Genomic DNA, 26,857 nt, shown 5'->3' on the forward strand with positions numbered 1-26,857 from the left:
CAATCCGCACAGTACAGGAGGACGTTATGCGATCCTTGTTATACGGCATGGGCCTTTTTGTCCTGTGCGCGTTGCAAACCAGTATTGCCGGGGCGTCCTCCCTGCAGATTTCACCTACCCGTCTGGACAAGGTGCTGCCGGAAGCGGCGGGCGTCATCACGCTCAGGAACGGGAACACACGGCCCGTCCAGATACAGGTGCGCGTGTTTCGCTGGAGTCAGGTCATGGGCATCGAAAGGTTCGATCCGACCACCGATGTGGTTGCCAGTCCGCCGGTAGCAAAGGTTGGTGCCAACAATCAGTATGTTTTGCGGGTGGTACGTGTGAGCAAAAGGCCAGCTGCCACTGAAGAAAGCTACCGTGTCCTTGTCGATGAACTGCCGGATCCCACTCAGATGAAGGCAGGGAATGTCAATTTTACGGTCAGATTCTCCATGCCTGTGTTCTTCCGGGATGCGGCGACACCGCCGGCGCGGGTGAACTGGCGTATCCGGCGCGGCAATGGCGGCTATCTCCTGTCGGGGACCAATACCGGCTCTACCAAGCTGCGTCTCAAAAGTGTCCAGCTTCTGCAAAATGGCAGGAACATCGCTATCAAGAACGACATTGCGGGCCATGTGATCGCCGGAGGAACTGCACAGTTTCAGCTTGGCAGCGCAAAGGGGCTCGCTTCGGGTCCCGCCCTACTGAAACTGGAGACAGACAACGGGCCGCTGGAAGCCAATGTCGACGTCGGCAATTAAGCTTTTCGGGCTTGCGTCCTGTTTGCTGACCTGTCTGGCTGGCGCAGTGCACGGGCAGGACATGCCTGTCGATCCGATGGTTACGGACGTCACGGAGGCCGCAGGCCCGCAAGCGTTGCAGCTTGCTGTCTTCATCAACGATGCCAACACCGATTTTATCGGGGCATTCATGCAATTGCCGGATGGCAGTCTGACAGCCAAACCGGATGAACTGGAAGAGGTTGGTATCAAGCCGGTCAAGGCGGCGATCAGGCCGGACGGGTCGGTCCACCTCAATGATTTGCCCGGCATCGAATATCGCGTCGTGCCGGAATTGCAGAGCATCTATGTGACGGCAACCGATGAAGCGCGCGTGCCGCGCAAGATCGATCTTGATGCCGACCGTAACGAACGGGAAGACCAGAAACCCACATCCAGCACTGGCGCGGTGTTGAACTATTCGCTTTACTCCAGTTCGAACGATCTGACCGATGAGGATGTCAAGCCGTTTCAGGGCATTTCCGGCGGTTTCGATGCGCGGTTCTTCAGCCCGCTTGGGACACTCAATCAGTCCTTCACCACCAATCTTTCCAACGGCGGGCTGCAAGGTTTCAAGCGCTTGAACACGACTTGGAATTATTCGGATTCGGAGCGGCTGATCACCTACAATGCCGGCGATTTCGTCAGCCGCAGCCTGCCCTGGACACGCTCGGTTTTTCTCGGCGGCATGCAGGTGGAACGCAATTTCTCGCTGTGCTCCGATCTGATGACGCTGCCCATGCCCGCGGTTTCGGGCACCGCGGCTGTGCCCTCAACCCTCGAAGTCTATTCGCAGAATGTGAAGACCTACAGTTCCGACATACCGGCCGGGCCGTTCGAACTCGCAAACCTGCCTGTCATAAGCGGGGCGGGCGAGGCGCAAGTCGTCATCCGCGACACACTTGGTCGCGAAACCAGGACCACATTGCCGTTCTACACGTCGAGCGAACAGCTCGCGAAGGGGCTCCTCGACTTTTCGGCGGAGATCGGTTTCCCGCGCCGCAACTACGGCACCGAGTCCAATGATTATGCCAGTGACGTTTTCGGCAGCGCGACGATGCGCTACGGTCTGACCAACTGGCTGACCCTGGAAGGGCATGCGGAAGGCGGTGCCGATCTTGTCAATGGCGGCATTGGCGCTTCCTTCCCGCTAGGGCACTGGGGTGCCACATCGCTTGCCGTCGCGGGCAGCCAGCACGATGGCGAGACGGGCGTGCTGCTCAATGGTTCGCTGGAACTGCGCCACGACAATTTTTCGCTTTATGGCCGCATGCAGCGCAGCTTCGGCGATTATGACGACATTGCATCGGTGAGCGCCGACAACGAATTCGAACGCAATCAGTACTATCTGTATTATCCAGGGTCGCGGACTTATTCAGCGCGCGTGCCGCGGTCCGTGGATCAGGTGAGCCTGAGCATGCCGGCACTGTTCGATCGTTCCAGCATCAACCTTTCGTTCACCCAGATCGAAACGGATGACAGCGACAGAAGCCGAACCGCCAGTACATCTTTCAGCCAGTCGTTGTGGAAGAATGCTTCATTCTATGCAACCGCCTTCAAGGATCTCGACGACAGCGATAATTTCGGCGTCTATGCCGGCCTCTCAATATCCTTTGACAATGACATCTATGGCTCGACCGGCGTGGACCAGAATGGCGGCGACATAGCCGGTTTTGCTGAAGTGTCGAAATCGGCAAGCCGCGAAGAAGGAAGCTATGGCTGGAACGTGCGAACCAGCGAAGGCAAGACCCCGAACCGGTCGGCTTCCGGCAATTATCGCGGCAAATATGCCCGCGTCGACGGCTGGGTCCAGCAATATGGCGATGCCGTGCGGGCCAGCGCTGCAGTGGATGGCGCGATTGCCGTCGCGGGAGGAGGCGTCTTTGCCACCAATCGCATCGACGATGCGTTTGCCGTTGTCGATGTCGGCACGCCCAATGTGGAAGTCAGGTTACGGAACAATGTGGTTGGACGTACCAATGGCAGCGGCAAGCTGATTGTGCCGGACCTCGACTCCTGGAACCCCAGCGAGATTGATATCGATCCGCAAAATCTGCCTGTCGATGCTGCCGTGCGCGACACACGTGCCGTCGTGGTGCCGGCCAACAGCGGCGGGGTGGTCGTCGATTTCCACGTGAAGGACGGGGCCGCTGCGGCGCTGGTCGGGCTGATCGATCGCAGCGGCAAGCCGCTCGATGCCGGGCTTGCCGGCCGCGTGGACGGATCCGACGCAACATTCGTCGTCGGCTATGATGGCCAGGCCTATATCGAGAATCTGTCGCGAAACAACGGTGTCACTGTGGAACTCGCCGACGGCCAGACCTGTCATGCGGCCTTTGCCTTTGCGCCGCAGCCAGGCACCCAGGTCACAATAGGGAATGTGGTGTGCCGATGAGACGTATTCTGTTGCCGCTTATGTGTTTATTCGTTCTGTTTCTGGCATCGGATGAGGCATCGGCGGACACGAGATGCGTGTTCAGAATGTCCGACGGCGATTTCGATTTTGGAGCACTGGATCCGTTGGCAGCACGCCAGTTTGATCAAGCCGCGAAGATTAACGCCGAGTGCGTCACAATGGTGCCGTTCAGCGTTCTGGGTTTGTTTACACAGCCGGTTCGCGCCTGCATGAAAATTGGGTCTGGCAGCGGCGGTGCGGATACCAACTGGCGTTACATGGTCGGCCCAAACGGCAAAAAAATCAGATATCAGCTTTATGGATCGCCCAAGCATGTCGATCCTTACGAAGTAGGTAACTATGTCGGCAACAACTTTAGCCTAGCGTTCAGAATCTTATCCCTGTTCGAATGGGTGCCTAGCAGCACAAGCTTCGATATTCATGGTTGGATACCCGATCAAGCGGGTCTTGAGGAGGGGTACTACATCGATATGGTCCAAGCGGAGCTGATTTATACTGAGGTGTCAATATTTACTGCGTCGGGCTGTAACCTGAACGGTGCGAAATCGGCAAAAGTAACTTTTCCTGTCCGTGTCCAGGTTAAGCCATATTGTGCCTTGGAGGTCAGCCAGCATATCGACTTTGGCACGTGGCAGGATCTTGACCAGCCCCGCGACCAGGAGGGGCGGGTGAAGGTGAACTGCGACACGAAAACGCCCTATTCGCTCAAGCTCGGATGGGGCGATCAGGGTGAGGCAGGCAAGAGCCGGAACATGATCAGCGGCAAGGAAAAGATCAGCTACAATCTCTTCCGGGACAGGCAGCGAACGCAGCTTTGGGGCGATCAGGCCGGCAACATGCTGGCAAATCGGACGGGAACGGGCTCGCCAGTCGAAATACCGGTCTATGCACGCGTGCCGAAACAGCCGACGCCGTCCTCGGGCACCTATATGGATCATGTGGTCGTGACGCTGGAATATCAGTGACGCATGACCTTCGGCCCCGGTGTCAGCCGGCGACGACGCGGTTCTTGCCGGTCCGCTTGGCGCGGTAGAGCCGCTCGTCGGCCCGCGCGAACAACTGCTCGAAACTGTCGCCATCGCCGGGATAGTTGGCGATGCCGATGCTGACCGTAACACGCTGGACGTTCTGGTGCGGCGATGCCTCGACGGCGACGCGCAGGCGGTCGGCGAGGGCTGTTGAACCATCCGCCGACAGGCCCTGGCAAAGGCCGATGAATTCCTCGCCGCCATAGCGGTAGAAATGATCGCCCACGCGCATATGCGTCATCATCTTGCGGGCGGCCGACTGCAGCACCGAGTCGCCGGTCTGATGACCATAGGTGTCATTGATGCTCTTGAAATCATCAAGATCGATGGCGATCAGGCTGAAGGTCGTGCCTTCCTTCCTTGCACGCGCAAACAGTTGCGGCCCGTCCGTGTCGAGGCTGCGCCGGTCGAGGACGCCGGTCAGGCTGTCACGGCCGGATTCCTCAAGCAGCCGTTCATAGCGCTCGCGGTAGGTCAATGTCTCGAACACGCCACGGACACTCAGCGCGCGCCCGCCGGTCGACTGCTGGTCGAACCGCAAATAGGCTTCGATCATGAAACTGTAGACGAAAGCCGCGGCGATCTTGGCGACCCAGCCGCCAATCAGGGCGGACATCGGCGTATCGCTGACCACGCGCAGTGCCGCGAAAAAGCCGATCTGATCGAACGTGAGCGTGAGGGCCGAGGCTACGAAAATGCGGATGATCCTGCATCTGGCGAGAAAACGGCCAAGCTTCTCGTAAAGGAGGATGACCGCAATGGAATCGATGAAGAGCAGGATTGTGCCCCAGATCATCAGCGAGCCCATCTCGTCGACGAATTGCATGTCGGGCTGGCGGCCCGGCATGGCCTGGACCGTTTCGTGGTTGCGGGCGATCATGATGAGGGCGACAAGCAGGAAATTGCCGATGAGGAGGCCGTAGATCGGCTGGCGCACGACCAGAGCATCCTCCTTGATGTAGAGCAAAAGGATCATCATGAGCTTGCCGCTGAACAGGACGGTCGAGCCCGGCGATATGATGCCGAAGGGCAGCTGGATGTAGAAAACCGCTGCCAGATAGGTCTCAAGGAAGTGCATGACGCCGAGGGCGCAAACGAAGATGCCGAGGCCGTAGCGATTGCGTCCGTGCAAAAGGGCCGCCATGACCCCGAAATAGACGACAGCTTCCGATAGCAGAAGTATTATATTGGACGTGATCATCGACACTTTTACGTATGAAACAGACGTCTGCAATATCATCGAATTGCTAACGCCCAGTATCGATTTGCGACAAGATGGAGCGTTGACGATAAAACTGGCCGGAAAAAGCAAAAGGCCGGGAGCTACCCGACCTTCCTAAGCTTACCTCGACATCAGTGCCAGTACATCCGTGGTCAAAAATGGAAATAAGCTATTCGCTATGTTTCATCATTAGCCTGACATTGCGACAGATTGATGACGCTCTGTAAAACAGTTGGAAGCGCGTACGCCGTACAAATCGCGCTTGAGAACAGGGTGAACGATCATGGTAAAAACAGGGTTAACAGGATCGGGTTCATTTGAGGAAATCAAACCAGGTTGCGCCGGGGCATATCAGGCCGGTCCCAGCATCGTGTCCTGATTGGTCCTTCCGCCGATGCACTGATAGCGGACTTCATAGCGGGGATCCATGATGGCCGTCACGTCCTGAGCGGTGCAATTGCGTCCCGTACTGCGCAAAAACTGTTCGGCGGCATCCCGGTACACCACCGGAGGCGTTGCCACGATGCTGTTGGCCACGCCCATTCCCAGATTCTTGACGAAGCCTTCGGTGGCAACGGCGGCACCCGGTCCGATCATCAGCCGACCACGCGATGGATTGTCGATGATCTCGAAGGTCTGTCCGTTTGCGGCCTTGAACTGTTGCTGCGGATAGCCGCCATAGTTCGTTTTTGCATAGTCGATGCCGGCGCACCCGCTGAAGGCCAGAATCAGAAGGGGGGCTGCCAGCCGCGTAGACAGTTTCATATTCACTCCGTTCGTGACCCGTTCTTCGGGCAAGATGTGCAATCAACGGTCGATCACGTGGATGGTTCCGCTTGATCCTGGGTCCTAATGCTCAACTATAGCCCCAATGAGGCCTGCCATGATTTTAGCAGCCGCGGCCGGCATATCCTCGGCGATGAGGCCATGGCCCAGCTGACGGGCTGCAGCCGCGTGGATAAAAACGGCGGCGCAAGCTGCTTCGAATGGCGGCATGCCCTGCGCCATCAGGCCGGCGGCAAGGCCGGCGAGAACGTCGCCGGAACCGGCGGTTGCCAGAAGCGGCGTTCCGTTGGTGTTGATTGCTGCACGGCCATCGGGTGTAGCAATGACCGTATCGGCGCCCTTGTAGATGATGACCGCATTGGCGCGCTTGGCGGCGGCACGGGCGCGTTCAAGCTTGGAGGGCGCGGCAGCCTCGCTCAGATCCGGGAAAAGCCGGCTGAATTCGCCCTCATGGGGCGTAAGCATCAGCCGCACCTCTTCATGGCCGTGGGCGGCGCTGAAGAGCTCGTCGGCGTGGTCGCGAAACGACGTGATAGCATCGGCGTCGAGCACAAGTTTGGCTGTCGTGGCGTTGCACAGGGCGAGGGCGAAGGCCCGGGTCTTGTCACCAATGCCAAAACCTGGTCCGAGCACAAAGCTGGATGGCCGGCGCTTTTCGATGAACGATTCGAGGTGCACAATATGATCGCACTGGCCAAGCATGATCGACGTAAGGTGGGCGGCGTTGACCGCAAGGGACTCTTCCGGCGACAACAGCGTGACAGCGCCGGCGCCACTGCGTGCCGCGGCAAGTGCAGAGAGCCTGGCTGCTCCGGTCGAAGTCCGGCCACCGGAGAACACCGCCGCATGGCCACGCTTGTATTTGTGGGTAGAGGCATCCGGCGCGGGCAGAAGCGTGCGCCAAAGGCAGGGCGTGTTCTCGAAACAACGGGACTTCAGGGCGTCGAGAACATTTGCCCTGATCCCGATATCGGCAACGACAAGCTCGCCGCACAATTTTCGCCCGGGATAGAGCAAGTGGCCCGGTTTCTTGCGGAAAAACGTAACGGTGCAATGTGCATTGAAGACCGTGCCGAGTACCTGGCCGCTTGCGCCGTCGAGACCCGACGGAACATCGGTTGCCACCCTTGTAACGGCCGCCTCATTGGCGATTCCTATGGCGGCTGCAGCCTTGCCGGTGACCGGCCTGTCCAGGCCCGCGCCAAACAGGGCGTCGAGGACAAGGGCGCCCGCTGCCGGTAGAAATTCATCGATGGGGCGCGGACGAACGGGGCAATCCCGCTGTGCCTGCGCCGCGTCCGTGCCTGCCTTCGGGGAACCGGCAGACCAGACATCCACGCTTGCGCCGCTTTCTGCCAGAATCCGGGCGACGACATAGCCATCGCCGCCATTATTGCCGGGGCCGCACAGAATATGGAATTCGGTCGCATCGCCATGATTGGCGAGGAGGTGACTGGCTACGGCCGTGCCGGCATTGAGCATCAGGGCGTAACCGTCCCCCGGGCCGGCGGCAATCGTCAGCCGGTCTGCTTCGCCCATTTCGGCGGGTGTCAAAATCTCGTCTGCCATGCCGGAACAATGCTTTCCCTGGAATGATACGCATCAGCGTAGAGGTTTCACGTTGCTCGTGAAAGCCTCCAATGCCGCCATGCATCCAAAGCTCAAGTTGTGCGTTTCTTGTTGGTCATCGCCGGAGGTAAAATCATGACTGCAATGCGTATCGAGGAACATATGGAAGTCATAGGGGCAGATGGTGTCCATGTGGGAACCGTGGACTGTATTGAGGGCGGTCGGATCAAGCTCACCAAGAAGGATAGCGGAGAAGGCTCGCACGAGGGCCATCACCATTATATTTCAATCTCTTTGGTCGCCGATGTGGAAGGCAACAAGGTTCGCCTCTCGGCCAATTCCGACGTGGCAGTCATGTTCGAGGAAGAGGCGTCGACGAAGGACGTACACTAGGCCGCACCGAGCCGGACGAGGACGGCACGCGGAATGCCGTAGTGCCGGATTGGATCATCGTGATTGCGCAAGCCGCACAGTTCGCGCTGAATGAAATAGGCATGGACCGCTTGCGCGGCTGCTTTGAGACATGATTGCCGCTCGTCTTCAGTGGCTCTCCGCAATTGCTCCAGAGTTTGCTCGACCTTCTGACCAGCGCGGCCAAGGGCAGCGGCGGTTTCGGCAAGGATTTCCAGATCGATGGCGCTCGGCGGGCTGTTCCTGTCGAAACTGGCGGAAATGCTGCGTGGGGATCGAAGCGACATGGGAATTCGGCAAATCGATTGGTTTCAGAGTGCGCAATGATGATTCGACCATAAAGTCAGCGGCTTCGCAAGAACTGCAGGGAACATCGCGGGCGTAAACGAGTTGGAAACCCATGAAAGGAGCAATTTTCATGGGTGATCCCAAACCAATGCCTGATCCCGGGCCGGATACGAACCGGCCGGTCGATCCCGGTCCAACGCCACGGCCGGATGAACTGCCGCCGGAGCCCAATCCGATGCCGGGACCAATTCCCGTGGAGGAACCCCCACCTGAGCAACTGCCTGATGAATTGCCCCTGCCTAATCCTGATGAGGTGCGCGAACCGCCGAAACACGTTTGAATTAAGCTCGCGGCGATCGGATTGATGCCGTTGCACCACTGCGAGTCGGGTGCAACTCGCCTCTCAGGATCAATGAACGATACGAAAGCTGTCAGTTTTCTTCGATCGAAACGCCGCCCTCGCCAATCTTGAGTTCGATTCCGGCAGGTTTGGTTTCTTCGCGGTAGACATAAATCCCCAGGCCGATGACAGCGACGAGAAGGGCTCCGACAATCAGATACAGTCCGTTACGGTTCAATGTTTTAATCCTGTTGTGAGGGGAAGACCGGGCAGTAACGCTGCAATGCACAATAGGTTCCAGAGTACGTGAAACCCAAGTGCCGCAGAAATCAAGATCCTGGTGGAGCCTCTACGGCAGGCATGGGAGCCAGGTTGGCGAACGGATCGTCTTGACCGAAATATGCCACAGCGCCCAGCAGGCCGAACAAGATCAGGAACGCGGCAATCATGACGCATTGGTGGATCATCATAGACCTCCGTTTCCTAGTCTTTCAGGCATAGGGACCAAGGGTTACCCGTTCTTTAACCTGCCAGAGAATAGCTGTCGGCCCAGAGGCAGTACAGGATGCATTGGGGTGTCCGTTGTATGCGTTTGTCGCCGGGCCGGCCATTGAACCGGACGATAGTTGCTGCTGGATTGGCCAGGAATACGACACGGGCCGCCAGCCACTATGGGGCTGCGTACATTCATGGGCCAAAACATGTTCGCAGCCTGGCTGCTGGCTTGCGTATCGGCCAATTCCCCCGATTCAGGCGCTTGTGGCTTCGACTGGAGGATCTAGTTCACTTCCGGTGGTGATCCCACCGATTAACCAGGTAGACGAGCGTGCCTGTCCATGCGACCGCTGCAAGCATCGCCAAGATCAATGCAAAGTGACTGTACATGAATTCAATCGTCCCTTTTGAGTGAGGTGCTGCGGCTCTCCACTTAGGAAGCCAGGACCTCTCGCCGGATCTTGAACCCGACTCATACAAAATTGTCTCGCCATGCGGCGCAGTAGTCAAACGCATTCTGGCAAGATTGGTTCATGGTACGTTGAAGAAATTTTGGGAGATCAGGCCAATGACAATTGCAACGTACCAGAATAGTGGCTCCCCGGGCCGGATTCGAACCAGCGACCAACCGGTTAACAGCCGGTTGCTCTACCACTGAGCTACCGGGGAATAGCTATTCAGTCATCAGCGAAGTGGCCTATAGCAAAAGGGTTTGGCTTTTGCAAAGGACCATTTCATTTTTTTTCGACGAATGTGCACAACAGAATGATGACATGAGGCCATGCACTTCTTACATCCCGGCTTGAGAAACGCACTTTAACGCAAGGGCAGACTTTGTCGGAAGGCCACGAAGACAACGAAAAGCAGCCGCACGCGGCGCATCGTCCACATGGTGCGCGTCACAGGCGCAAGCACATGCGCATTTTTGGCAGGCACGTTCCCGTACCCCAGTCGGTGGCAATGCGTCGCACGCTGGGCGGCCTGCTGATCGCAGGCGGCACGCTCGGTTTTCTGCCCGTGCTCGGATTCTGGATGGTGCCGCTGGGACTCGTGGTCCTGTCCCACGATTCGGCAATCGTGCGGCGCAAGCGGCGCCAGATCGAGGTAAAACTCGGCCGACGCTGGAAAGGCGGCTGGTTTGGCTCGGACAAGCCCGAGGACCAGGGCTAAAGACCAGGCGCGCGCTGCTGAGTATCCGTAGAGAACTGCATCAGCATTGGCGGCTGATCACCGAATGTGATTGATGCATTTTTCAGGTTGCGGCACAAAACAAAAACGGCTATTCGGAGTGCCGCAAGTGACACCGTTCGGAACGAAATTTCGTCACTTCCACAAGTAGTTAATTTCATTAACTATTTTGCAGTTGAGGCCTCGTGGCGGAGTGGTTACGCAGAGGACTGCAAATCCTTGCACCCCGGTTCGATTCCGGGCGAGGCCTCCATTCCTTCTATGCGCCACCCCAACTATTTGATTTTGCCTATCTTTTTCTCGGGTGTGGCAGTCTGGGACACCACCCCACCTTCAGGGTGTGGCAGTATGTTCCCGCTTTCACCCCAATCGATCTTCGAAACTGCCTGTCTGGCAAGCCGCGCACGCCGCGCATTCCGGGTGTAGATTTTCGACGCCTTGGCGTCCTTCCACCCAAACATTCCCTCGAGCATCAAATCGGTCGCTTCATTCTCTGCCATGTTCGTAGCGAGTCCCTTGCGGACGCTATGAGCCGTGAGGTGGGGGAGGCCAGCCTGCGTAAACCAATCGGACACGCGGTTCCCCAATCCCTTGATCGAGAATGGCCGACCGTATTCAGTCACCATGTACGACAGGTCAGTGACCGGGTGCAGCTTCAGCACAGCGTCGAGAATGGGATGCACAGGGACCTGTAGCGTTGTTGGGTTCTTGTTGCGACCCTTGAACACCCGGAAGGTCAAAACATCGCCACGGCGGTGTTGTGGACCTATTAACGCCAAATCCGATACGCGGACGCCGGTGTACATCAGGATCGTCAGAGCAAGCACGGCCTTTGATTGTGTGCCATGGCGAGCGACATACTGTGCGATATCGTCATCACGCATGGTTGCATGCCCGTCTGTCTTCACCCGAAATGATTCGACCAGTTTCGCTGTGTTGTGCATGACCAGCGGTTTTGGCTTGGCGGCCTTGCCGACCTCAAATATTTGACGAAGTATTTTTAACCGTTCATCGGCGGCGAATGGTGTGTCTTTCTTCCGATCGCGCAAAATCTCGATGTTGGTTACATCAAGCGCCGGGATGGGCATATGCGCAAACAGACGCTTATCTTCAGCACCGAGTGGTTCTAACAACATGCTGTCGATGATAGATCGGCGCTTTGACTGCGTTGTTGAATCAAGCTTCAGATAGGCTTGGCTGCCAAGGTAGTGCACGCAAAGGAAATGAAACGTGCCAGGCTGGGCGACGATCGGGACCGTGTTTTCCTTCTCCAGGGCAGTCTGAGCGGCTTCGTGTCCGTTACGAGCAGCCCAATATTTATCAGAGAATTCCTGACTGTCTGGATTGTCTGGAAGTCTGCATAGCCGCTTGCCATCGACGCGAAAATAAAACCGCTCCTTGCCGTGGCGGCTTCTGTTGGTCTCGATATAGGGCAGATCGATTGCAGCCACGTCTTTCATGCCGACGCTCTCCAATTCGAAACGTCGACCTCCTGTTCCCCGTCTACAGGCCATTCTGCCATAGCTGCTTCCAGTTCGGCGATGCGCCAGAACTTGCGGGTATGCCAACGCCGCGGGCGAGGGAGCATTCCTTCCCGGACCATTTCATCCACCGTGTTCGGCGCAACACCGATTGCAAGCGCGACCTCGGTCCTGCTCAGCCCAAGGCGCGGCACATTGCGGATGATGTCAATCTTAGCCATTCGGGTTATCCCCGCTATCCACCGCTGCGCCAGAGGTCAGCCATCTCTCGCGGTCGACCTGGGATCCGCTCATGCTGCAGTGCTCCTGAAGAATTCGCCTTGCGCTGGCATTTCGCCCCATTGATCGGCCATCGCCTCTGCAATGCCGGAGAAGAAGCGAGACCGTTCGCGCCAACGATCTGGACCCGGAGGCATGCGGTGGACACGTTGATCGCGGCCTCCAACAACGTTGGTTGGTGTCAATGGCTGGAGGTTCCTCAGCCAAAAACATGTCCGCTTCGTTTCACCGTGGCCAAATTGCCAAGGCTGAACTGACTGCGCTGGATCTCGATAATTTTTGATAAGTGCCTTGGCATGCCGATGCATAACAGGGTTTTCGACGCAAATGCGGTCGATCGGCGCATTCCAGAAGGCAGAGAACAGTGCCGCGCCTTCGCGCAGTTCCTCCTGCATCTGTTCCTTGGTTTTACCTGGAGGTGGTACTGAAAGCCAGCGCACGCCAGAATTGCACAATCTTGTGCAGGGTGGATGCGCTACAATGAGCAAATCCCATTCGTCTACGAGCAAGTCGCGAGCATCACCAACGATATGCTTGTTGCTACGATCTTCTGACGGCAAGAGATCGCATGACCATGCATCGTGTCCACGAGCTGCGAACGCACGCCTAACTGTTCCCGAAAATTCACATGCAACCAGAACTCGCAATTGTTTCATTTTAGCCCCGCGTTGATACAAACCCGCGTGAACGGATCTTCGCTTTGGATTTGGGATAGGTGCCGGTGTGCTTGGCAGCGACGCGCTTGACCTTGGCGATATCGCCCATGTCTGTGGCGGTCTTTTCACGATGGCATTTGACGTGAGCTACCTGCAGGTTCTCATCGCTGTCATCGCGGGAGATTGCCCAAGGGATTTCATGCTCGATTTCCCATGCCTCTCGCACACCATCGACTTTGCCATTGCAAAGATGGCAAACACCTGCGCGGAGCGAGAAAATGCGAGCCCGGTCTTTTTGATTGAAAGACTTCCGGGCCATTAGTTCATGTCCCACTTTTCATCCGACAGAACGCTGTCCAAGTGTTGGGCAAGGACACGTTCACAAGCGGCAACCTCTTGCTTCAGACGCGCGTGGGTTGCGTCGTACTGCCCGGCGAGCTTGCGGGATCGCCGGATTTCGTACGGGGCGAACAGGGGAATGGCAGTCATGCGGCCTCGCTTCGCGCTGTAGCGCCGTGCTCGACACCCAAAAGGTCATCGATGAAGTTGAGAACGGTTTCCTTGGACTTCTGGAATTCTGCGGCGCCCATGGCTTTCACTGATTGGCTCTTCGCCGTCATGACGTGAACGACACAGTTGAGCGGAACGACAACGCAATAGTCATCCATGGGACGGATGAAGGCGGCTACCCGTTCAGCTTCGGCTTTGGAGGCGCAGACGATCGAGCGCTCGTCGCGGTACCCGGTGCGGATCAGCGCTTTCTTACGCAGATGCCCGACGGTGGGATATTCGCCGAGCATGGAGTCGTGCAGATTATCAAAGCCGTTCTTGATCGATGCGAAATAGTGCCGATGTGAATTTTCCGAGTGGTCATGGTGCTCGATCAGCTTGTAGTGCCCGCCGATGACAAAATGCTCGTCGGCGACCTTGGCAAAGAAACCACTCGAAGGCTTGAAGATGCCTTCGCCTTCGTATTGGAGTGAGATGGGGCGAGGCGTCATGATCAACCCGCCGACATGTTCCGGACTAGTTCCGGCTGATCCATGATGTTCGTGGGCGGTGCCTTTCGCTTGGCAGTACCTTCGATGATCTTCTTGAGTTCAAGCGCATCGGTCGGCGATTTTGCCCAGAAGGTGCGCAGCGGTTCGCGATTGGCGTCAACCCATTTGGCAACGGTCAGCGGATCAGTTTCATTGATGAACTGCATTGCGCGGTCGAAGAATTGCCCGACCGGCACATTTTCAAGTGCCCATCCATCGCCCCAGGTAACGGTGATGGCATCGTTACCGGCAATCAGCTTCAAGCGGTGTTCTTCCCGCTCGTGCTCGACGATCTCGGAAGCAGTCAGGTCCAGCATCTTGGCGCGGTCCAGTTCGGCTTCGTCATAGAGGCCGGTGAACTGTTCGGGCCATCCGGCGCGTAGCGCCTGCATTTCGGCGCACTTGGCGATCATGAGGCGGGGCATCTTGCACCAGTTGCCGCTATCGTCGAGCGACGCAACTGCATCCGGTTTCAACGTCTTTTCGTACTTTGGATTGCCATCCGGCCAAGTCTCGCCGGTATCAACCTTGTTGTACTGGCTCGCGGCATAGGAAAGCGGGGCAAACTCATCCCAGAACGCCTGTCCGGCCACTTCGTACCATTCCGCAGTCTTGGGGTCCTGCTTCCACAGATACACGGTTGCGGAAACAATGCCGTGCGGATTTTGCGGTCCCTTGAGCTCAGTAACCGTTTCGTAGGTCGGTGTCTTGCTGGCTGGACGATAGTCGCCACAACGCTGCGCGATAACACGCTGCCCGTCGCGGCTGATGATAATTGTCATCTTCCGCTTCTTGGCGTTGTCCTTCGAGAAGATCATTGGAATGATCTGACCGAGGAAGGGATCAAGACCCTTTGCACGAGCCACTTCAATAAAGAGGTTGAACTCGCCGGTGTTGCAATCTTTGGCGACAGTGCTCTGGATAAGGGCGATTTGCTTCGATGAATGGGTGAATGGCGCTATAGCGTTCATCATTTCCTCCTGATGGAAATTGAGACAGAACCGTTGTCGAGGTGGGCACCTGGAATGTCTTCCTTGGCCTCCAGCGCTTCTTTCAGCGCCTTTTTGTCGAGCTTCGGTTCCACCTTTGGGATGGTCCAGAACGTGGCCGGAATGTCCGCCTCGTTGTCGATAACGATGTTGGGCTTACGCTTTGACAGGAAGATCGTTGCCGTAGGCAGCGTAATCTTCTCCTGTTCAGTGACCATCATGGCTTGTTCCATGGCGGCGCGTCTCCGTTCGATGCGCTGCTCGATCGCCTTGCGACGGTCGGCGTATGCCTCTTCCTTCGCCTTGAGCCCAATGATCAGGACGTCATCCTCATCGTTTGCGTCCATTGCCGCAGTCATGGCTTCGAAGAACGAGGTTTCACCTTCGATGGCGGTTTCAACGATCTCCTGATCGTCGGCGTCACCACTCTCCCTGAGGCTGGCTAGCAGTCGCTTGGCCGCTTCTGTCTGGCGGTGCAGGGAATGAGACGCATCGCTCATGCCAGTTCCTTCCGTTCAAAAACTGCGTTGAATGCGCGCTTCAAGGCGTATCTGACTGTCTCGTCAGGCTCGTTGAGCAATCGCTTTTCGATGTGCCGAAGCGCTTCGCCCCGCGAAAGCCTCTCGATAATGGCGCGGTCGGAGGCAATGCAGATCTGAGCCGCCGTCATATCGCACCATGGTTTCTGGCGATGAAGCGCCGGCAAAATGCAATTGCGCTGCGGAGCTCGTCATCGCTGGCGGTGTCGATGCCGTTCGGGACTGATCGAAGGATACGGGCGTTCTGCGCTTCCGTGCATTCGGTCAGCAGGGATTTCAGTTCAGATCGCAATTCGTCGGCGAGGGCGTCATACACGCGCTTCATGGCCTTCATGCTCATGGCAGCACCCAATAGGTCAGAACGGTCCAGAAAAAGCCGTTGCCCCAAAGGATGGCTGCCCGAATGGCGAAGGTGTCGCGAATGGTGGTGCGGGGCACGGTCATGCTGCTGCTCCACTGCGATCTTCGGCGTCAAAGACGAATCCAGGAACGATGGGGAGGGGAACGGTGCGCGAAGTGGTTAGAGCGCCAGCCTTGCGAAGCGCTTGCTCGATCTCGAGCTGCAGGCGCATCTCAGTGTTGGCCACGTAGGAAATGCCGTTGTGGTCAGCATCTGCGCGTTCCGCGAAATACTCGTGCGCTTCTTGCAAAGCTGAGATCATTGCTTCCATGGGAGTTTGTGAGCGGGTCATCAGTTCACCCTCGATTTGAAACCGTTGCAGATGATGTGAGTTTCGCGAGCCAGCAGCTCTTCGATGTCGCGCATGTGACCGAGCAGGGCGTACTGTTCGACCATCTGGTCAGCTGCCTTGCGATTGAGCGGGATCAGCGCTTCAAGTTGCTGGAAAACCGTCCACGTAGCGCGTGGTAGCTTTGCCAGAGCGATTGCTGTTTCTAGATCGCCAGTCAGATTGGCGTGGTCTGTGAAGAGAGATGATGCGGTGTTGCCGGATCCCGTCCGCACCCAGAACGCAGCCTTGCCGTCAGCCGCAGCGAAGCAAGCAAACTGTTTTGAATTGGTGTCTGGATAGGAGCGCAGCGCATCAGCAATGCTTTCGATGACAAAGCCTGTTTCTGCTTCAACCTGTTCCCGTGTTCTGAATTCTTGGTTGATGATGTTCATAGCATCCATCCCGTTGTTGATGGATGAATTATGCGATAATCGCACAATAAAAGCAATAACAATTTGTGCGAAAAAAGCACAATAATGCTATCGAGCCATGTACGTTCGTTGAAAATCCGACTCGACTAATGTTTTTCGATCTGCTTTTTGTCAGAACAAAAGGAGAACAAAATGAGCTTGGCGTTGGAAAATTATAACCGTGTATTTGCGCTGCATATTCGTTGTGCGAATTGCATTCGGGAGAGCGTGAAAGAGATATGCGGAGGGGAAGCGGGCCCCACAAATGTGGATGAGTTAGTCGAGAGCGGCCTGATCGAAAAAGTCCGGTTTGAATGCTTTCAATGCGAAAGCGTGATTGGACAACTAGTCGCGATTACTGAGCTTAAGGGGTGACGAATGGCAGGCATTAAGATTTTTCCTAGGATAACGCTTTAAGATAATTTTGGCTTTCGACGTGTCCTTGGCTGGCAGCCTTGTGCCACCATTCGGCCGCGGTGGCTGTGTTGGCATTCACGCCAAGCCCATCATGGTACATAACGCCCAGATTGAATTGTGCGTTGGCCGATCCTTGATCCGAGGCTCTTGTGAACAACTCTAAGGCTCGCTTGTAATCCTTGGTCACGCCTAGTCCTTGGAAATACATAAGCCCTAAAGATAATTGCGCCCCAGTGTGATCCCGTGACGCCGCCTTAGTGAAGTACTCCAAGGATCGAGCGTAGTTCAGAGAGATGCCTTTATCCTCGAGGTAAAACATGCCGAGATTATATTGAGCGGTGACATTTCCTTGGTCCGCAGCCTTGTTCAACCAAACAAGGGCTTTGACAAAATCCTGGGGGACACCCTTCCCGAAATAGTAATACGAGCCAATATTTGCCTGGCCGACGGCGTTTCCAAGCTCAGCAGATTTTCTATACCATTCTGCAGCCAATTCGTAGTTTTGCGGTACTCTTAACGATTTTCCGTACATAGCGCCAAGGTTATTCTGAGCCTGAGCATATCCCTGGTCTGCAGCCATCCGAAAGAGCGTAAAGGCCGCGGCATAATCTTGGGAAACGCCAAAGCCATTTAGAAAGAGCAGACCTAAGTCGTACTGCGCCTGTGCCGAGCCCTGTTCAGCTAGCGGTTTCCAGTGGTTGTAAGCCTCAATATAGTTATGAGCTTGGTATGCTGCATCGCCTTGTTCTTGTCCTGCACGAGCAATGTTCGGTACCGTAAATGTGATCATCAGGACCAGAAACGCAACATGCAACCACTCACCCCAAAGGCAAATCATTCACTATACGGCGCACAAGCATTATGATTTCAACGGTTGAACCATCATCGGCGTGCATGTCGCGAGTGATCACGATAGGCTTATGTTTTGCGTTGGTTGAGCGCGGATGGAACTCGGTCCGATCGTGATAAATCTCGATCTGTTTGATCGACCACTCGCGCGTATGGCCACCGTCGCGAGTGCGCTGAACGACGACAATCATGCCGTCGCGGAGGGTGGCTTCGTGAGCCACATCTTCATAAGCTACACCTACCGCGCGGTCCCCCGAAAAAATCGGTCGAGGCTTTAGGGCATTCATAGAATCGCCCTCGACATCAAATGCCATCTGCCTTGCACCCGGAAATCGATCATCCGGTGGGAGCGAAATAAAAACTTGTTCCGACTGGTCCAATTCATCCACCTCACGAAAGGAACCTGCTTCCGTTTTGCCAACGACCGGGACCGGGATCAGACCGCCGGCCGCGGCGCGGATCTCCGGCGTAGGGGGCGTTACACCAAAGTATGCTGCGGCTGCCGTGACCTCATGGGTCTTTAACTGGCGCTTACCTTTCACAACCTTGTTGATAGCCGATGGATGCAATCCGAGGCTTTCGGCCAGGCCGGTTTGGGTCTTGCCGGGCTGCTCAAGGTTTTCAACAACCCACTTTATGTAAGGATCTTCAATCATATGTGATTTTCGCACACGAAAAATCAGCCGTCTTGTGCGAAGATCGCATATTTAGGCTTGCGTTATTTGTGCGATTATAGCACAATAGAGTTATGACACACTCACTAGAGCCAGCAACGAGCATTATTTCCCGTCTCGGCGGATTGGGTATCGTCCAAGAAGTGACGGGGGCAAGTCGCACTCGCGTGTACCGTTGGACGCAACCAAAAGAGAAGGGCGGTACGGGCGGGATTATACCGTTGAACCATGCGCCTAAGCTGTTGTCATACGCTAAGGAGGCCGGCGTCGATCTTACCGCGAATGATTTTCTCCCGATCGAGGAGAACGCTGCATGAGCGCCGAGGCGGAAATCAAACAATTGATCGACCGCATTCTCCGCCTCAAGGAAGAGCAGGACGCGCTCGGCGAAGATATCCGCGAGGTTTATGCGGAGGCCAAGGGTAGGGGTTACGACAAGACCGCGCTCGGACACGTGGTTTCCCATGTCCGCAAGGTCCAGAAACTTGGCCAGGACACGCTGCATGAGCGCGAAGCGATCTTCGATTTGTACCTCACCGCGTACGAGACTGGTGGTCAGGCGCCCGCGTCTGCGCGCACACGAGAAAACATTGACGAATTTCCTTCCAAAGAACTTAGCAGCCAAGTGGCTGCCAACACAGGAGGCGACGATGTAGATGGCAGCGCGGCGCGCGCATCGACCCAAAACGAGGTGGACGTCGCTGGTCCCGTTAATGAAGCTTCCACATCCACGTTCAATCCGCCTGCATTTCTGCAGGATCAGACGAAGTCGATCCGCGACTATCGTCCACATTGTCAGAAGCCTGATGCCTGTGGCGCTTCCGGTCTGAAGCATTGCTACTCCTGTGCGAAATTGATTGCGCCGGAAAGCGAGGTCGCATGACGACCACGACCCTGATCAGCGAATGGCTTGAGAAGAACGGCGGTCCCCGCAAATTTGCGCAGGGTGACAACAGCGATTTCCTTGCGCTCCGCCGCTATCTCGAAAAGCACGGCTACCGCATCAATGGGCATCGCTATCATTACATCGTTTCCAAGGGAAAGTTCCGCAGGCAGTTTGAACGCCGTGGCTTGACCAAGTTCGTTGACGAGCTGCGTGTTGCAGAAGGCCTTCCTCCGATCCTGGCGAGGGCTTCCTGATGGATCGCGCCTCATTTGAGCTTCTGTTCTGTCCTGAAATTCTCGTTGGCGTGTCCTGCCAAGCTAACGCCGTTTCTGCGAATGCGCGCACGGACGTCCAGCCGCACAATCGAATTGCAGCCACCACCTCCCTGTTCCCCTCCCTGGCTGTAAAGACTGACGGAGGAAGCCGCGGCTTTGGCTTCCTCCGTCCCTTTTCTTGCCTTCACGCGGGACAGGAGTGCGCCGGCAAGAAATCCAATCTGTTTTTCGGACCAATCATCAACCTCGTGATCCCCATCGCTCTGGTTGTTGCGGTCGCTCGCCCTATCAAGGGCATCTTCTTTGTGCTTCGTCGCTGTCTCCGTTTTGTTCGGTGTCTCATCGCTCATGTGGTCAACGATATGAGCGGAGTCACCCAAAGTGCCGGAAACATCTCCCAAGCCCGTGGAAATCTCACCCAAGTTTTCGGAAGGTCTAGCCATGTCTGACGCCGATCTTGCCGCCAACTTGCTCGACGACGTCATCGGAAGTCGCGGAGTACGCGAGCCTGTCAAGAGCATGTTGGATCGTGCGTATCGCGCCTTGAACAAATGCAACGACGAATGGACGCGCCGCCGCGTCCGCTCGATTTTCAACAAAGAAACTACACGGATCGACCATCGCGAGATCGAAGAGATGCGCGCAGTGATCCGAGCGAGGGAGACGCATGCAGCATTCAAATCCGAGACCGCCGCTATTGCTGCGATGGCTGTCAACTCAGCGTCGTCTGAAAATCGCGGTGAAACTGCGCGATAAGGCAGCCTCGCTTGCCGAGTGGATTGCGCCTGAGATCAGGGGTGTGAAATGAGTAACTTAAGAGCCCTTGTTGGGACCGAAATTGCCCAGCTTCAAAACTTCGGAAAGATTGGGGGGCTCAATCGTATCTGGACCATGTCCGGGCGTTCTTCTGAACAATGCTTCCAGGACCAAAGGTCGATCTGCTCTAACATCTTTATCTTGTTCTACAAGATGAAGATAAGTCTCCAGCATAGTGTTTCGCTGTCTGGCGTCATCCATCAGCAGAAGCGATCGCATGTTGAATCTAACCACGATGCGAATGAGCCAGATAAAAAGGGCTACTGGGAGTGTTACGAGCACGAGGCGGCTAACAGCGGCGATCAAAATTGCGGTTTCGGTAGCATTTTCTGGAAGGTCGACCAGAACCGCTTGGCCGAGAGCATGGAAAAAGGCAAATATCGCCGCGGAGTTCAATATGGCCAAGACAGGAACGCCAACCAGCAGCAAGACAAGAACCACACAGGATGCAATGTAAGCATTTTTTGCGCGCTCAGCGCTTTGCGTCCAAAGCAGCCGAGCCTCTTTAAGTTTCAGTTCTTCCACTACGGTTGCCTTGAAGTTTTCAAACGCGGTTACCGGATCCCCGACCGTCTTTTGAAAATCATCCATTCTGCCTTCAAGGGTCATCAAATCGCGCGAAACGTGATTGTAACGATCGTCGATTGTGTCCGCAAAGACGCCAATATCCCGAAGCTTTTCCGCGCGTTTTTCGAGGTGCCGATCCACGAATTTGCCAATGACTTCCTCAGTCATATTCCGCCGACCACCGCCCAGCCCGATTTGTTCCTCAGGAAGCCCAAGATGATTGCTGCCTTTGGTCAGATTTTCTTCCTCAGCCATAACATTCCCCCCATTTCAGCCTTGCCAATTCATAGGCCGCTGGAAGCAACTATTGCAATGGCACAAAAGGGGGCTGGCGTGAACGACAACGACATCCCCGCTAAGCCTTGGGAAGTGGCGATCTGCATCGTGCTTTTGAGGCTGCTCGTTGTTCTGATTGTCCTCGACTACCTCTACACCGTTGAGGTGCAATGATGCACTTGTTTGACTGGCCCTTCGGCGACATCAACCCTCACAGCTTCGACATGATCATGGCCGATCCGCCTTGGCGATTTGTTGTCAGATCGCCGAAAGGGGAGGCGAAGAGCGCACAGTCGCACTACGAAACCATGCCTCTTGAGGAAATCAACGCCCTTCCGGTCATGGATCTTGCATCGCCGAATTGTGTGCTTTGGCTTTGGTGCACCGCGCCGATGCTTCCACAGCAGCTCACCACCGTAAAGGCATGGGGATTCGAGTATTGCACCGAGGGTGTTTGGGTAAAGATGACCAAACACGGCAAGGTGTCCTTCGGTACCGGTTACGGCCTTCGTGGTGCCCATGAGCCGTTCATTATCGCCAAACGAGGCGAACCGAAGCTTACCAAATCAACCCGATCGGTGATTCACGGAAAGGCGCGAGAGCATTCTCGAAAGCCTGAAGAAGCATATCGCGAAGCGGAACGTTTGATGCCTAGCGCATGTCGCATCGAGCTTTTCTCACGCACTGATCGGCCCGGATGGACCGTTTGGGGCAGTGAGACCGGCAAGTTTGGAGAAGCGGCATGATGGACCCCATTCCAAACCATGAGATGGCCGAGGAGCTGAACAAGCTCGTCATCGGGAAAGCCACGTGGCTTCAGGATTTCTCGGAAGGCCGGCGCAAACGTCCGCACCATGAGATTGAGACGAAGTGGCGGGAGCTTGCTGTCCTGAAACAGGCTGCATCCGATTATAGCCAAGCTGCCGAGCGAGACCGGGGTGCAGCATGAGTTCCGCTCCCGCCATGCCAGTGTTTCCAGACGCCTATCTGGCTGACACGACGCATCTTAGCACCGAAGAGCATGGCGCCTACTTTCTGCTGCTCATGGCCATGTGGCGGCGCAATGGGACGGTTCCTGATGACGACCGGGATATCGCCAGGATCGTCGGATTGGACTTGAAGGCTTGGCGCAAGATGCGGAAGCGTTTGATGCCGTTCCTCACCGTCGAAGGCGATTTTCTCACGCAAAAACGTCTCAAAAAAGAATGGGATTATGTGAGTGAAAAGCGCACCAAAAATGCGATCAATGGAGCACGCGGCGGCAGGCCTAGAGACAACATAAACAATCGCTTAGACAAAGCTAACGGTTCTCAAAATGAAAACCCAAACGATAATCGAAACGAAAGCCCCCATAACCCAGAACCCAATCCCATAGAAAAACTTGACAGTTTTTCAGAGCGCGCGAGCGCGCGAAAACCGAATGGATTTGTCCATGTTCGGAAATCAACAGATGCAGCACGTTCACTGATTCAGGAGCTCAAGGAAAATGAACAATTCGGAGAAGATCAAGGCGACAAAGTCATTGACCAAACTGTTCGGGAGTTTCCCGCAATCGCCCATGTCAGATCCTGATCTCCAGCTTCGTGCTTACCTCGATGCTGTCGAGGACTTCGAATGCGTCGACGTGGTTGCAGCCGTGGAGCGGTTCCGCCTGGGCGAGGTCAAGGAGGTCAACAAGGCCTATTGCCCGTCGACGGCGCAGCTCTGCGATGAAATTCGTTACCGCAAACAGATGCGGGAAATCATGGCCCGTGCCGGTGTGAAGCCGGGGCAGCCAGCTATCCAGTAGGAGTAAGCGTAATGTTTGAAATTGATGAAATTCAGGAACGCGCCAAGCGGCTCATCGCTGCCAGCCCTGCCTTGGCTCGTGAGATTGTGCGTCAGTACGATCCCAAGCCAAAAAGGCTGACCCATCGCCAGCAGCAGGCGCTAGACTTCATGAAGGCCTTTTCGAAGGAACATGGCGTGCCGCCGACGGACAAGGAGCTGGCTGGCTCACTGGGATGCTCGCCGGTTGCTGCTTTTCAGTTGCGACACCGGTTACAGGCACGTGGCCATATTGAGATAGAACCACGCCACAAGCGATCGATCATCTTCAAGGCAGCATGAGCAGTGTTGAGATTCTAAGGGCAGGAAATGAAAGCGGCGATCGATACAAGCAAACACTGGTACGTTGTGCGTACCACCGTGAAGGGCGAAGAGAAGGCTTTCGAAAATATTCGCAAAGCGGGGTATGACGTTTATTTGCCGCGCCGAAGGATGGAAGTGCAGCACAGGCGCACCAAGGCCTATGTCGTGAAGGATCAGCCGCTAATGCCGCGCTATCTGTTCGTAGGGCAGCCTAGGATAAATCCGGACTTCTACCGACTGCGAAAATGTGATGGTGTCGAGGGTGTGCTTGGCGTTAACGGCCGCCCGATCCGCGTTTCCGAATATAGCGTTGAAGATATCTACATCGCAGAAATTCAGATGGATTTTGATGATACCCGCGCAGCACGGATTCATAGAAAGGAAGAATTGGCGTCGGTGAAGGAGAACACGGCCCGCCAGTTCCCGCCCGGTCAGAGCATATTCGTGATCGATCCAGCAAATCCTTTTTCAGAGCATGCTGGTGTTGTCCAAGAAGTGACTAACGCAGGAAAGATCAGGGCCCTTATGCTAATATTTGGAAGAATGACACCAATAGAGTTTGATGCAAAACACCTTTCGTCTGCGGCGTAATCCGATTAACTGATAGGTATCCCGATTCTAGGAGTGAGTTGGCTTGCAATTTGAATACACCGATCCTCAGACTGAAATCGAGCAGATGTTTGGCGGTCATTTTTCGATTAATGTAATCGGGTTTATCGAACCTGGTGACGATATCAAGTTTCAAGAGTTTTTGGCACGCGTTGCGCCGCCACCCCGAACTGACATCTACATCAATTCATCTGGTGGCGACGTCGAGACGGCAATTAATATTGGAAGAATTATTCGAGGTGCTTGGTTTTCGACGAATGTTGGGAGTTACGTACTCGACCACGATAAGAACAGCCAATATTTTGTTGCGCGCAAGCTGTTGCCTGGCCAATGTATGAGTGCCGCAACTCTGATATTTCTAGGCGGGAAGCTTAGATACTTTAACAGTGGGTCAAAGTTTGGCGTCCATCAGTTTTCCTTTAGGGACCCCAAACCAGACCACATTGGTCTGTCGCAAGTGCTTTCGGCCAAGATTGCGCGCTATATAAGCGATATGGGTATTTCGCCGGATTTTCTTGACCTGTCGACCTCAGCGGGTAGCGATGCGATAAAGCTAGTTAACGAGGATGAACTTGAACGGATTGGGATCGTCACCGGAGGCGAAACTGACGTCACCTGGAGCATACAAGGGCGCAATAAGATCCTTTACGTGCGCGGCGAAAGGGACTCATTGTATGGGCACCATAAAGTTATGCTCGGTTATGTGCGCGATGAAGGCTTTTACTTTCACGCAGTGATTGAAGCCCAAGGTCGCGAGACGGAACTGACTGAATTTCCACTCGTGGAGATCGTGGTGAATGGAGAAGAGAGTAAAATCGACATTTCCAATAGGTCGGCGCGTTCCGTGGTTGGTATCTACGTCAATGTTTTTGCTAAACTGGATAAACAAGAAGCACAATTAATTGCGAACTCAAACAGTTTCGGTGTTCAGATAAGGGGATCTTCAGAAGCCGAGATGTTTTTAGGGATCAGAGCAATGAATACCGAAGGCGGAAAAGACCAACTACAGAGTTTCAATTACGTCCTGCAGTGAAACCGTTACAAATCGCAATCAGGAGAAAATAATCCTTCCAATAGGAACGAAATCAGGTTAAACACGAAGGTGGATGATTTGATGTTCAGTGCGGACCTAGGGACAGGGAATACTCGCCGGTCAAACCCAGTCCGAGCAGATTAGCTCGCGGCAAATGGATTTCTATGCGGAGTGGAGAAGTGGTGTCTCGGCCGGCTCATCAGCAGACCGGCGGCAAATCCGGCGTGCCGCAACGATCCCAGAGTGGCTTTCAACGTAAATCGTCATTTCGAGAGAGTGTACCCAATCGCGGCACCGATTGTGATGCCTACCACAATTCCGATCGAGACACTGTCAAACAACATGTTCCCCAGTGTCGCCCCGATTCCAATACCTAAACCCATCCCGAGAACCATTATCAACGCTCGCTAATGGTTGTGGCGGACATCGGGGCAATAAACTTGGACAATGTCTCGATCGTCAGCTTGGATTATCTCTACGCAGCCCCCCGCTTCGCTGCGAAGAGATATTTGAATGCTTTAGAGGGGGCGGTAGGTTCTGGCACGCTCACGCTCGCGCGCTAATTCTTCGTCAGTAAGATCAGGACTATCCCCATTAAATTGTTCCCAACCTTCCTCTCGGTACATTGCACGGCGTGCATCAATGTCCACAGGTCGGTTATCGTCGAGGATGGAGCGTGCAACGTCTGCCTTATCATCATTTACTCGCGCGGAAACGAGGGTACTGCCACGACGGACGCCTTCCGCATAAACGTGGGCCTCATCTTCATGAACGCCGGCGCTCGTCAACGAGCCAATAAGCCCCCCGGCTGCGCCGCCTGCCACTGCACCTGCCGCAACACCAGCTGCCGTTGCCGCGAGCCAACCCGCAGCGACAACCGGGCCAATACCGGGGATTGCCAGCATACCCAAGCCGGCCAGCAAACCCCCGGTTCCACCCACAACGGCGCCGACGCCAGCACCTGTAGCAGCGCCTTCGCCCGCATTACTTTCGTTGTCGAAGCCGTCACTATCCCGGCCAACAATAGTGATGTCCGAGGACGAAATGCCTGCATCCTCCAACGCGGTAACGGCTGCGCGTGCATCGGAATAGTCATCGTAAAGTCCAGCAAATGTTTGCATCGTCAAACCCTCCAATTTGTTGTTCTTATTTAGCGGCTTCAGTAATGTTTCCCTGGAAGTCCAATTTTACCTCAAAGGGTTTGCCGGACTTCATCGCGGTACCCGTCCAAATGCCATCTTCACCCTTGGTGAGGGCTGTGACATCGGTGTAACCCTTAGCCTCTATGCGTTCCTTGGCCTGACCCTCGGTGAAGCTGTTTTCGCCCGCTACTGGAGCTGCGGGATTCTGGGTATCGGGGGTTGCAACTGCCGGAGTTTGGGCATCTGTAGAGGGCTTGGTCGCATCTTGAGCGCTTGCCGTGGTAATCAGGGTCATTGCCGCTAGGGCTAATACTATGCGTTTCATGTATTTCTCTCCTAAGCAGGATTCTTTACGAGAGAATAACCCTCTACCTAAATGAAAGGTTCCGAAGCGGATCAAACCCTTGAAATTTTACGGCCTCTACGAACATAGCCAGTAGATCGTCGGTCCGAATTCGACCAGCCGCAACCAATTCGATAGCGAGACGCCGCGATTGCTCGCGGCGCTGCGTTTTCCACCAATGCATTCTTTGCCAGCGGAGAGCGGGCCTAAT

The 26,857-nt window shown here is 55.4% G+C and carries 41 protein-coding genes and 2 tRNA genes; 18 read left to right on the forward strand and 25 right to left on the reverse strand.

Annotated elements, in window-relative coordinates; translation table 11 throughout:
* The first annotated feature begins 26 nt into the window (after positions 1 to 26).
* From K9U38_RS01865 to K9U38_RS01875, 3 genes are read left to right on the forward strand one after another with little or no spacing between them, the layout of a single operon-like run.
* Positions 27 to 743 (forward strand): fimbrial biogenesis chaperone, encoded by a 717-nt coding sequence (locus tag K9U38_RS01865; protein ID WP_224492631.1) that lies wholly within the window; start codon positions 27 to 29, stop codon positions 741 to 743.
* Positions 724 to 3,156, forward strand: coding sequence for a fimbria/pilus outer membrane usher protein (locus K9U38_RS01870; RefSeq protein ID WP_224492632.1), 2,433 nt, complete (start codon positions 724 to 726; stop codon positions 3,154 to 3,156). Before K9U38_RS01865 ends, K9U38_RS01870 begins: the two co-directional genes overlap by 20 nt.
* 20 nt (positions 3,157 to 3,176) lie before the next feature.
* Positions 3,177 to 4,142, forward strand: coding sequence for a Csu type fimbrial protein (locus K9U38_RS01875; protein WP_224492858.1), 966 nt, complete (start codon positions 3,177 to 3,179; stop codon positions 4,140 to 4,142).
* 22 nt (positions 4,143 to 4,164) lie between these two features.
* On the opposite strand, the gene K9U38_RS01880 is transcribed toward K9U38_RS01875, so the two are convergent.
* From K9U38_RS01880 to K9U38_RS01890, 3 genes are all read right to left on the reverse strand, one after another.
* Complete coding sequence (locus K9U38_RS01880) at positions 4,165 to 5,406, reverse strand: GGDEF domain-containing protein (protein WP_224492633.1); 1,242 nt, start codon at positions 5,404 to 5,406, stop codon at positions 4,165 to 4,167.
* A 372-nt stretch (positions 5,407 to 5,778) separates the two neighbouring features.
* A complete protein-coding gene (locus K9U38_RS01885) occupies positions 5,779 to 6,192 on the reverse strand; it encodes a hypothetical protein (RefSeq protein ID WP_224492634.1) in 414 nt (137 codons plus the stop codon).
* Positions 6,193 to 6,276: 84 nt separating this feature from the next.
* The gene (locus K9U38_RS01890; RefSeq protein WP_224492635.1) at positions 6,277 to 7,782 is read right to left on the reverse strand and encodes an NAD(P)H-hydrate dehydratase; all 1,506 of its coding nucleotides are present in this window, start codon (positions 7,780 to 7,782) and stop codon (positions 6,277 to 6,279) included.
* 135 nt (positions 7,783 to 7,917) lie between these two features.
* Here K9U38_RS01890 and K9U38_RS01895 point away from each other — a divergent pair, with 135 nt between their 5' ends.
* Positions 7,918 to 8,175: a DUF2171 domain-containing protein gene (locus K9U38_RS01895; protein ID WP_224492636.1), complete on the forward strand. Its 258-nt coding sequence runs from the start codon at positions 7,918 to 7,920 to the stop codon at positions 8,173 to 8,175.
* On the opposite strand, the gene K9U38_RS01900 is transcribed toward K9U38_RS01895, so the two are convergent.
* Entirely contained in the window at positions 8,172 to 8,480 is a 309-nt protein-coding gene (locus tag K9U38_RS01900; RefSeq protein WP_224492637.1) for a DUF6665 family protein, read from the reverse strand. The genes K9U38_RS01895 and K9U38_RS01900 overlap by 4 nt on opposite strands.
* A gap of 131 nt (positions 8,481 to 8,611) precedes the next feature.
* Between K9U38_RS01900 and K9U38_RS01905 the strand changes: the two genes are divergently transcribed.
* Positions 8,612 to 8,821, forward strand: coding sequence for a hypothetical protein (locus tag K9U38_RS01905; protein ID WP_370631802.1), 210 nt, complete (start codon positions 8,612 to 8,614; stop codon positions 8,819 to 8,821).
* Positions 8,822 to 8,912: 91 nt separating this feature from the next.
* On the opposite strand, the gene K9U38_RS01910 is transcribed toward K9U38_RS01905, so the two are convergent.
* From K9U38_RS01910 to K9U38_RS01920, 3 genes are all read right to left on the reverse strand, one after another.
* Positions 8,913 to 9,059, reverse strand: a complete 147-nt coding sequence (locus tag K9U38_RS01910; RefSeq protein WP_224492638.1) for a hypothetical protein — start codon at positions 9,057 to 9,059, stop codon at positions 8,913 to 8,915.
* A gap of 91 nt (positions 9,060 to 9,150) precedes the next feature.
* Entirely contained in the window at positions 9,151 to 9,288 is a 138-nt protein-coding gene (locus K9U38_RS01915; protein WP_224492639.1) for a hypothetical protein, read from the reverse strand.
* A gap of 622 nt (positions 9,289 to 9,910) precedes the next feature.
* Positions 9,911 to 9,985 (reverse strand) — tRNA-Asn (locus K9U38_RS01920).
* A 246-nt stretch (positions 9,986 to 10,231) separates the two neighbouring features.
* Between K9U38_RS01920 and K9U38_RS01925 the strand changes: the two genes are divergently transcribed.
* Positions 10,232 to 10,486 carry a hypothetical protein gene (locus K9U38_RS01925; protein WP_224492860.1) on the forward strand — a complete coding sequence of 85 codons (255 nt, stop codon included), beginning with the start codon at positions 10,232 to 10,234 and terminating at the stop codon, positions 10,484 to 10,486.
* Between the two features lie 197 nt (positions 10,487 to 10,683).
* Positions 10,684 to 10,757, forward strand: a tRNA-Cys gene (locus K9U38_RS01930).
* A gap of 22 nt (positions 10,758 to 10,779) precedes the next feature.
* Here the strand turns inward: K9U38_RS01930 and K9U38_RS01935 are convergent.
* From K9U38_RS01935 to K9U38_RS01990, 12 genes are all read right to left on the reverse strand, one after another.
* Positions 10,780 to 11,964 carry a tyrosine-type recombinase/integrase gene (locus K9U38_RS01935; protein ID WP_224492640.1) on the reverse strand — a complete coding sequence of 395 codons (1,185 nt, stop codon included), beginning with the start codon at positions 11,962 to 11,964 and terminating at the stop codon, positions 10,780 to 10,782.
* Entirely contained in the window at positions 11,961 to 12,206 is a 246-nt protein-coding gene (locus tag K9U38_RS01940) for a hypothetical protein (protein ID WP_224492641.1), read from the reverse strand. The genes K9U38_RS01935 and K9U38_RS01940 overlap by 4 nt, the downstream gene beginning before the upstream one ends.
* Before the next feature lie 69 nt (positions 12,207 to 12,275).
* Positions 12,276 to 12,920, reverse strand: coding sequence for a hypothetical protein (locus K9U38_RS01945; protein ID WP_224492642.1), 645 nt, complete (start codon positions 12,918 to 12,920; stop codon positions 12,276 to 12,278).
* 1 nt (position 12,921) lies between these two features.
* The gene (locus K9U38_RS01950; protein WP_224492643.1) at positions 12,922 to 13,239 is read right to left on the reverse strand and encodes an HNH endonuclease signature motif containing protein; all 318 of its coding nucleotides are present in this window, start codon (positions 13,237 to 13,239) and stop codon (positions 12,922 to 12,924) included.
* Positions 13,239 to 13,409, reverse strand: coding sequence for a hypothetical protein (locus tag K9U38_RS01955; protein ID WP_224492644.1), 171 nt, complete (start codon positions 13,407 to 13,409; stop codon positions 13,239 to 13,241). The genes K9U38_RS01950 and K9U38_RS01955 overlap by 1 nt, the downstream gene beginning before the upstream one ends.
* Entirely contained in the window at positions 13,406 to 13,921 is a 516-nt protein-coding gene (locus tag K9U38_RS01960) for a hypothetical protein (protein ID WP_224492645.1), read from the reverse strand. The genes K9U38_RS01955 and K9U38_RS01960 overlap by 4 nt, the downstream gene beginning before the upstream one ends.
* Positions 13,922 to 13,923: 2 nt before the next feature.
* Positions 13,924 to 14,931, reverse strand: coding sequence for a phage recombination protein Bet (bet, locus tag K9U38_RS01965; RefSeq protein ID WP_224492646.1), 1,008 nt, complete (start codon positions 14,929 to 14,931; stop codon positions 13,924 to 13,926).
* Positions 14,931 to 15,449, reverse strand: coding sequence for a siphovirus Gp157 family protein (locus K9U38_RS01970; protein WP_224492647.1), 519 nt, complete (start codon positions 15,447 to 15,449; stop codon positions 14,931 to 14,933). Before K9U38_RS01970 ends, bet begins: the two co-directional genes overlap by 1 nt.
* Positions 15,446 to 15,619, reverse strand: a complete 174-nt coding sequence (locus K9U38_RS01975; protein ID WP_224492648.1) for a hypothetical protein — start codon at positions 15,617 to 15,619, stop codon at positions 15,446 to 15,448. Before K9U38_RS01975 ends, K9U38_RS01970 begins: the two co-directional genes overlap by 4 nt.
* Positions 15,616 to 15,828, reverse strand: a complete 213-nt coding sequence (locus K9U38_RS01980; RefSeq protein WP_224492649.1) for a hypothetical protein — start codon at positions 15,826 to 15,828, stop codon at positions 15,616 to 15,618. The genes K9U38_RS01975 and K9U38_RS01980 overlap by 4 nt, the downstream gene beginning before the upstream one ends.
* 100 nt (positions 15,829 to 15,928) lie before the next feature.
* Positions 15,929 to 16,180, reverse strand: coding sequence for a hypothetical protein (locus K9U38_RS01985; RefSeq protein ID WP_224492650.1), 252 nt, complete (start codon positions 16,178 to 16,180; stop codon positions 15,929 to 15,931).
* Positions 16,180 to 16,611, reverse strand: coding sequence for a hypothetical protein (locus K9U38_RS01990; RefSeq protein ID WP_224492651.1), 432 nt, complete (start codon positions 16,609 to 16,611; stop codon positions 16,180 to 16,182). The genes K9U38_RS01985 and K9U38_RS01990 overlap by 1 nt, the downstream gene beginning before the upstream one ends.
* Before the next feature lie 171 nt (positions 16,612 to 16,782).
* Between K9U38_RS01990 and K9U38_RS01995 the strand changes: the two genes are divergently transcribed.
* Complete coding sequence (locus tag K9U38_RS01995) at positions 16,783 to 17,004, forward strand: hypothetical protein (protein ID WP_224492652.1); 222 nt, start codon at positions 16,783 to 16,785, stop codon at positions 17,002 to 17,004.
* Positions 17,005 to 17,029: 25 nt separating this feature from the next.
* On the opposite strand, the gene K9U38_RS02000 is transcribed toward K9U38_RS01995, so the two are convergent.
* Together K9U38_RS02000 and K9U38_RS02005 are read right to left on the reverse strand one after the other, a co-directional pair.
* A complete protein-coding gene (locus K9U38_RS02000) occupies positions 17,030 to 17,860 on the reverse strand; it encodes a tetratricopeptide repeat protein (RefSeq protein ID WP_224492653.1) in 831 nt (276 codons plus the stop codon).
* Positions 17,861 to 17,864: 4 nt separating this feature from the next.
* Positions 17,865 to 18,551: a LexA family protein gene (locus K9U38_RS02005; RefSeq protein WP_224492654.1), complete on the reverse strand. Its 687-nt coding sequence runs from the start codon at positions 18,549 to 18,551 to the stop codon at positions 17,865 to 17,867.
* 331 nt (positions 18,552 to 18,882) lie between these two features.
* Between K9U38_RS02005 and K9U38_RS02010 the strand changes: the two genes are divergently transcribed.
* A complete protein-coding gene (locus K9U38_RS02010) occupies positions 18,883 to 19,452 on the forward strand; it encodes a DUF2312 domain-containing protein (protein ID WP_224492655.1) in 570 nt (189 codons plus the stop codon).
* Positions 19,449 to 19,709, forward strand: coding sequence for a hypothetical protein (locus K9U38_RS02015; protein ID WP_224492656.1), 261 nt, complete (start codon positions 19,449 to 19,451; stop codon positions 19,707 to 19,709). The genes K9U38_RS02010 and K9U38_RS02015 overlap by 4 nt, the downstream gene beginning before the upstream one ends.
* A gap of 11 nt (positions 19,710 to 19,720) precedes the next feature.
* Here the strand turns inward: K9U38_RS02015 and K9U38_RS02020 are convergent, their stop codons facing one another.
* Positions 19,721 to 20,173: a hypothetical protein gene (locus tag K9U38_RS02020; protein ID WP_224492657.1), complete on the reverse strand. Its 453-nt coding sequence runs from the start codon at positions 20,171 to 20,173 to the stop codon at positions 19,721 to 19,723.
* On the opposite strand from K9U38_RS02020, the gene K9U38_RS02025 reads away from it, so the two are divergent.
* Positions 20,172 to 20,486 carry a hypothetical protein gene (locus K9U38_RS02025; protein ID WP_224492658.1) on the forward strand — a complete coding sequence of 105 codons (315 nt, stop codon included), beginning with the start codon at positions 20,172 to 20,174 and terminating at the stop codon, positions 20,484 to 20,486. The two genes, K9U38_RS02020 and K9U38_RS02025, sit on opposite strands and share 2 nt — an antisense overlap.
* A gap of 57 nt (positions 20,487 to 20,543) precedes the next feature.
* Here K9U38_RS02025 and K9U38_RS22095 read toward each other — a convergent pair whose 3' ends face one another.
* Positions 20,544 to 21,368 carry a DUF6161 domain-containing protein gene (locus tag K9U38_RS22095; protein WP_370631803.1) on the reverse strand — a complete coding sequence of 275 codons (825 nt, stop codon included), beginning with the start codon at positions 21,366 to 21,368 and terminating at the stop codon, positions 20,544 to 20,546.
* Positions 21,369 to 21,559: 191 nt separating this feature from the next.
* On the opposite strand from K9U38_RS22095, the gene K9U38_RS02035 reads away from it, so the two are divergent.
* Genes K9U38_RS02035 through K9U38_RS02065 form a run of 7 tightly spaced genes read left to right on the forward strand, consistent with a single transcriptional unit; the run spans position 21,560 to position 25,161 of the window.
* Complete coding sequence (locus K9U38_RS02035; protein WP_370631804.1) at positions 21,560 to 22,135, forward strand: MT-A70 family methyltransferase; 576 nt, start codon at positions 21,560 to 21,562, stop codon at positions 22,133 to 22,135.
* Positions 22,132 to 22,338 carry a hypothetical protein gene (locus K9U38_RS02040; protein WP_224492659.1) on the forward strand — a complete coding sequence of 69 codons (207 nt, stop codon included), beginning with the start codon at positions 22,132 to 22,134 and terminating at the stop codon, positions 22,336 to 22,338. Before K9U38_RS02035 ends, K9U38_RS02040 begins: the two co-directional genes overlap by 4 nt.
* Entirely contained in the window at positions 22,335 to 22,961 is a 627-nt protein-coding gene (locus K9U38_RS02045; RefSeq protein WP_224492660.1) for a YdaU family protein, read from the forward strand. Before K9U38_RS02040 ends, K9U38_RS02045 begins: the two co-directional genes overlap by 4 nt.
* The gene (locus tag K9U38_RS02050) at positions 22,948 to 23,178 is read left to right on the forward strand and encodes a hypothetical protein (RefSeq protein WP_224492661.1); all 231 of its coding nucleotides are present in this window, start codon (positions 22,948 to 22,950) and stop codon (positions 23,176 to 23,178) included. The genes K9U38_RS02045 and K9U38_RS02050 overlap by 14 nt, the downstream gene beginning before the upstream one ends.
* 11 nt (positions 23,179 to 23,189) lie before the next feature.
* Positions 23,190 to 23,498, forward strand: coding sequence for a LexA family protein (locus K9U38_RS02055; protein WP_224492662.1), 309 nt, complete (start codon positions 23,190 to 23,192; stop codon positions 23,496 to 23,498).
* A 27-nt stretch (positions 23,499 to 23,525) separates the two neighbouring features.
* On the forward strand, positions 23,526 to 24,110 hold the full coding sequence (gene nusG, locus K9U38_RS02060; protein WP_224492663.1) for a transcription termination/antitermination protein NusG: 585 nt from the start codon (positions 23,526 to 23,528) through the stop codon (positions 24,108 to 24,110).
* 43 nt (positions 24,111 to 24,153) lie between these two features.
* Positions 24,154 to 25,161 carry a COG3904 family protein gene (locus K9U38_RS02065; RefSeq protein WP_224492664.1) on the forward strand — a complete coding sequence of 336 codons (1,008 nt, stop codon included), beginning with the start codon at positions 24,154 to 24,156 and terminating at the stop codon, positions 25,159 to 25,161.
* Positions 25,162 to 25,679: 518 nt separating this feature from the next.
* Here K9U38_RS02065 and K9U38_RS02070 read toward each other — a convergent pair.
* Positions 25,680 to 26,282: a general stress protein gene (locus tag K9U38_RS02070; protein WP_224492665.1), complete on the reverse strand. Its 603-nt coding sequence runs from the start codon at positions 26,280 to 26,282 to the stop codon at positions 25,680 to 25,682.
* 25 nt (positions 26,283 to 26,307) lie between these two features.
* Positions 26,308 to 26,628 (reverse strand): PepSY domain-containing protein, encoded by a 321-nt coding sequence (locus tag K9U38_RS02075; protein WP_224492666.1) that lies wholly within the window; start codon positions 26,626 to 26,628, stop codon positions 26,308 to 26,310.
* Between the last annotated feature and the right edge of the window lie 229 nt (positions 26,629 to 26,857).

It is taken from the genome of Phyllobacterium lublinensis (genome assembly GCF_020164435.1).
GTDB classification, from domain to species: domain Bacteria; phylum Pseudomonadota; class Alphaproteobacteria; order Rhizobiales; family Rhizobiaceae; genus Phyllobacterium; species Phyllobacterium lublinensis.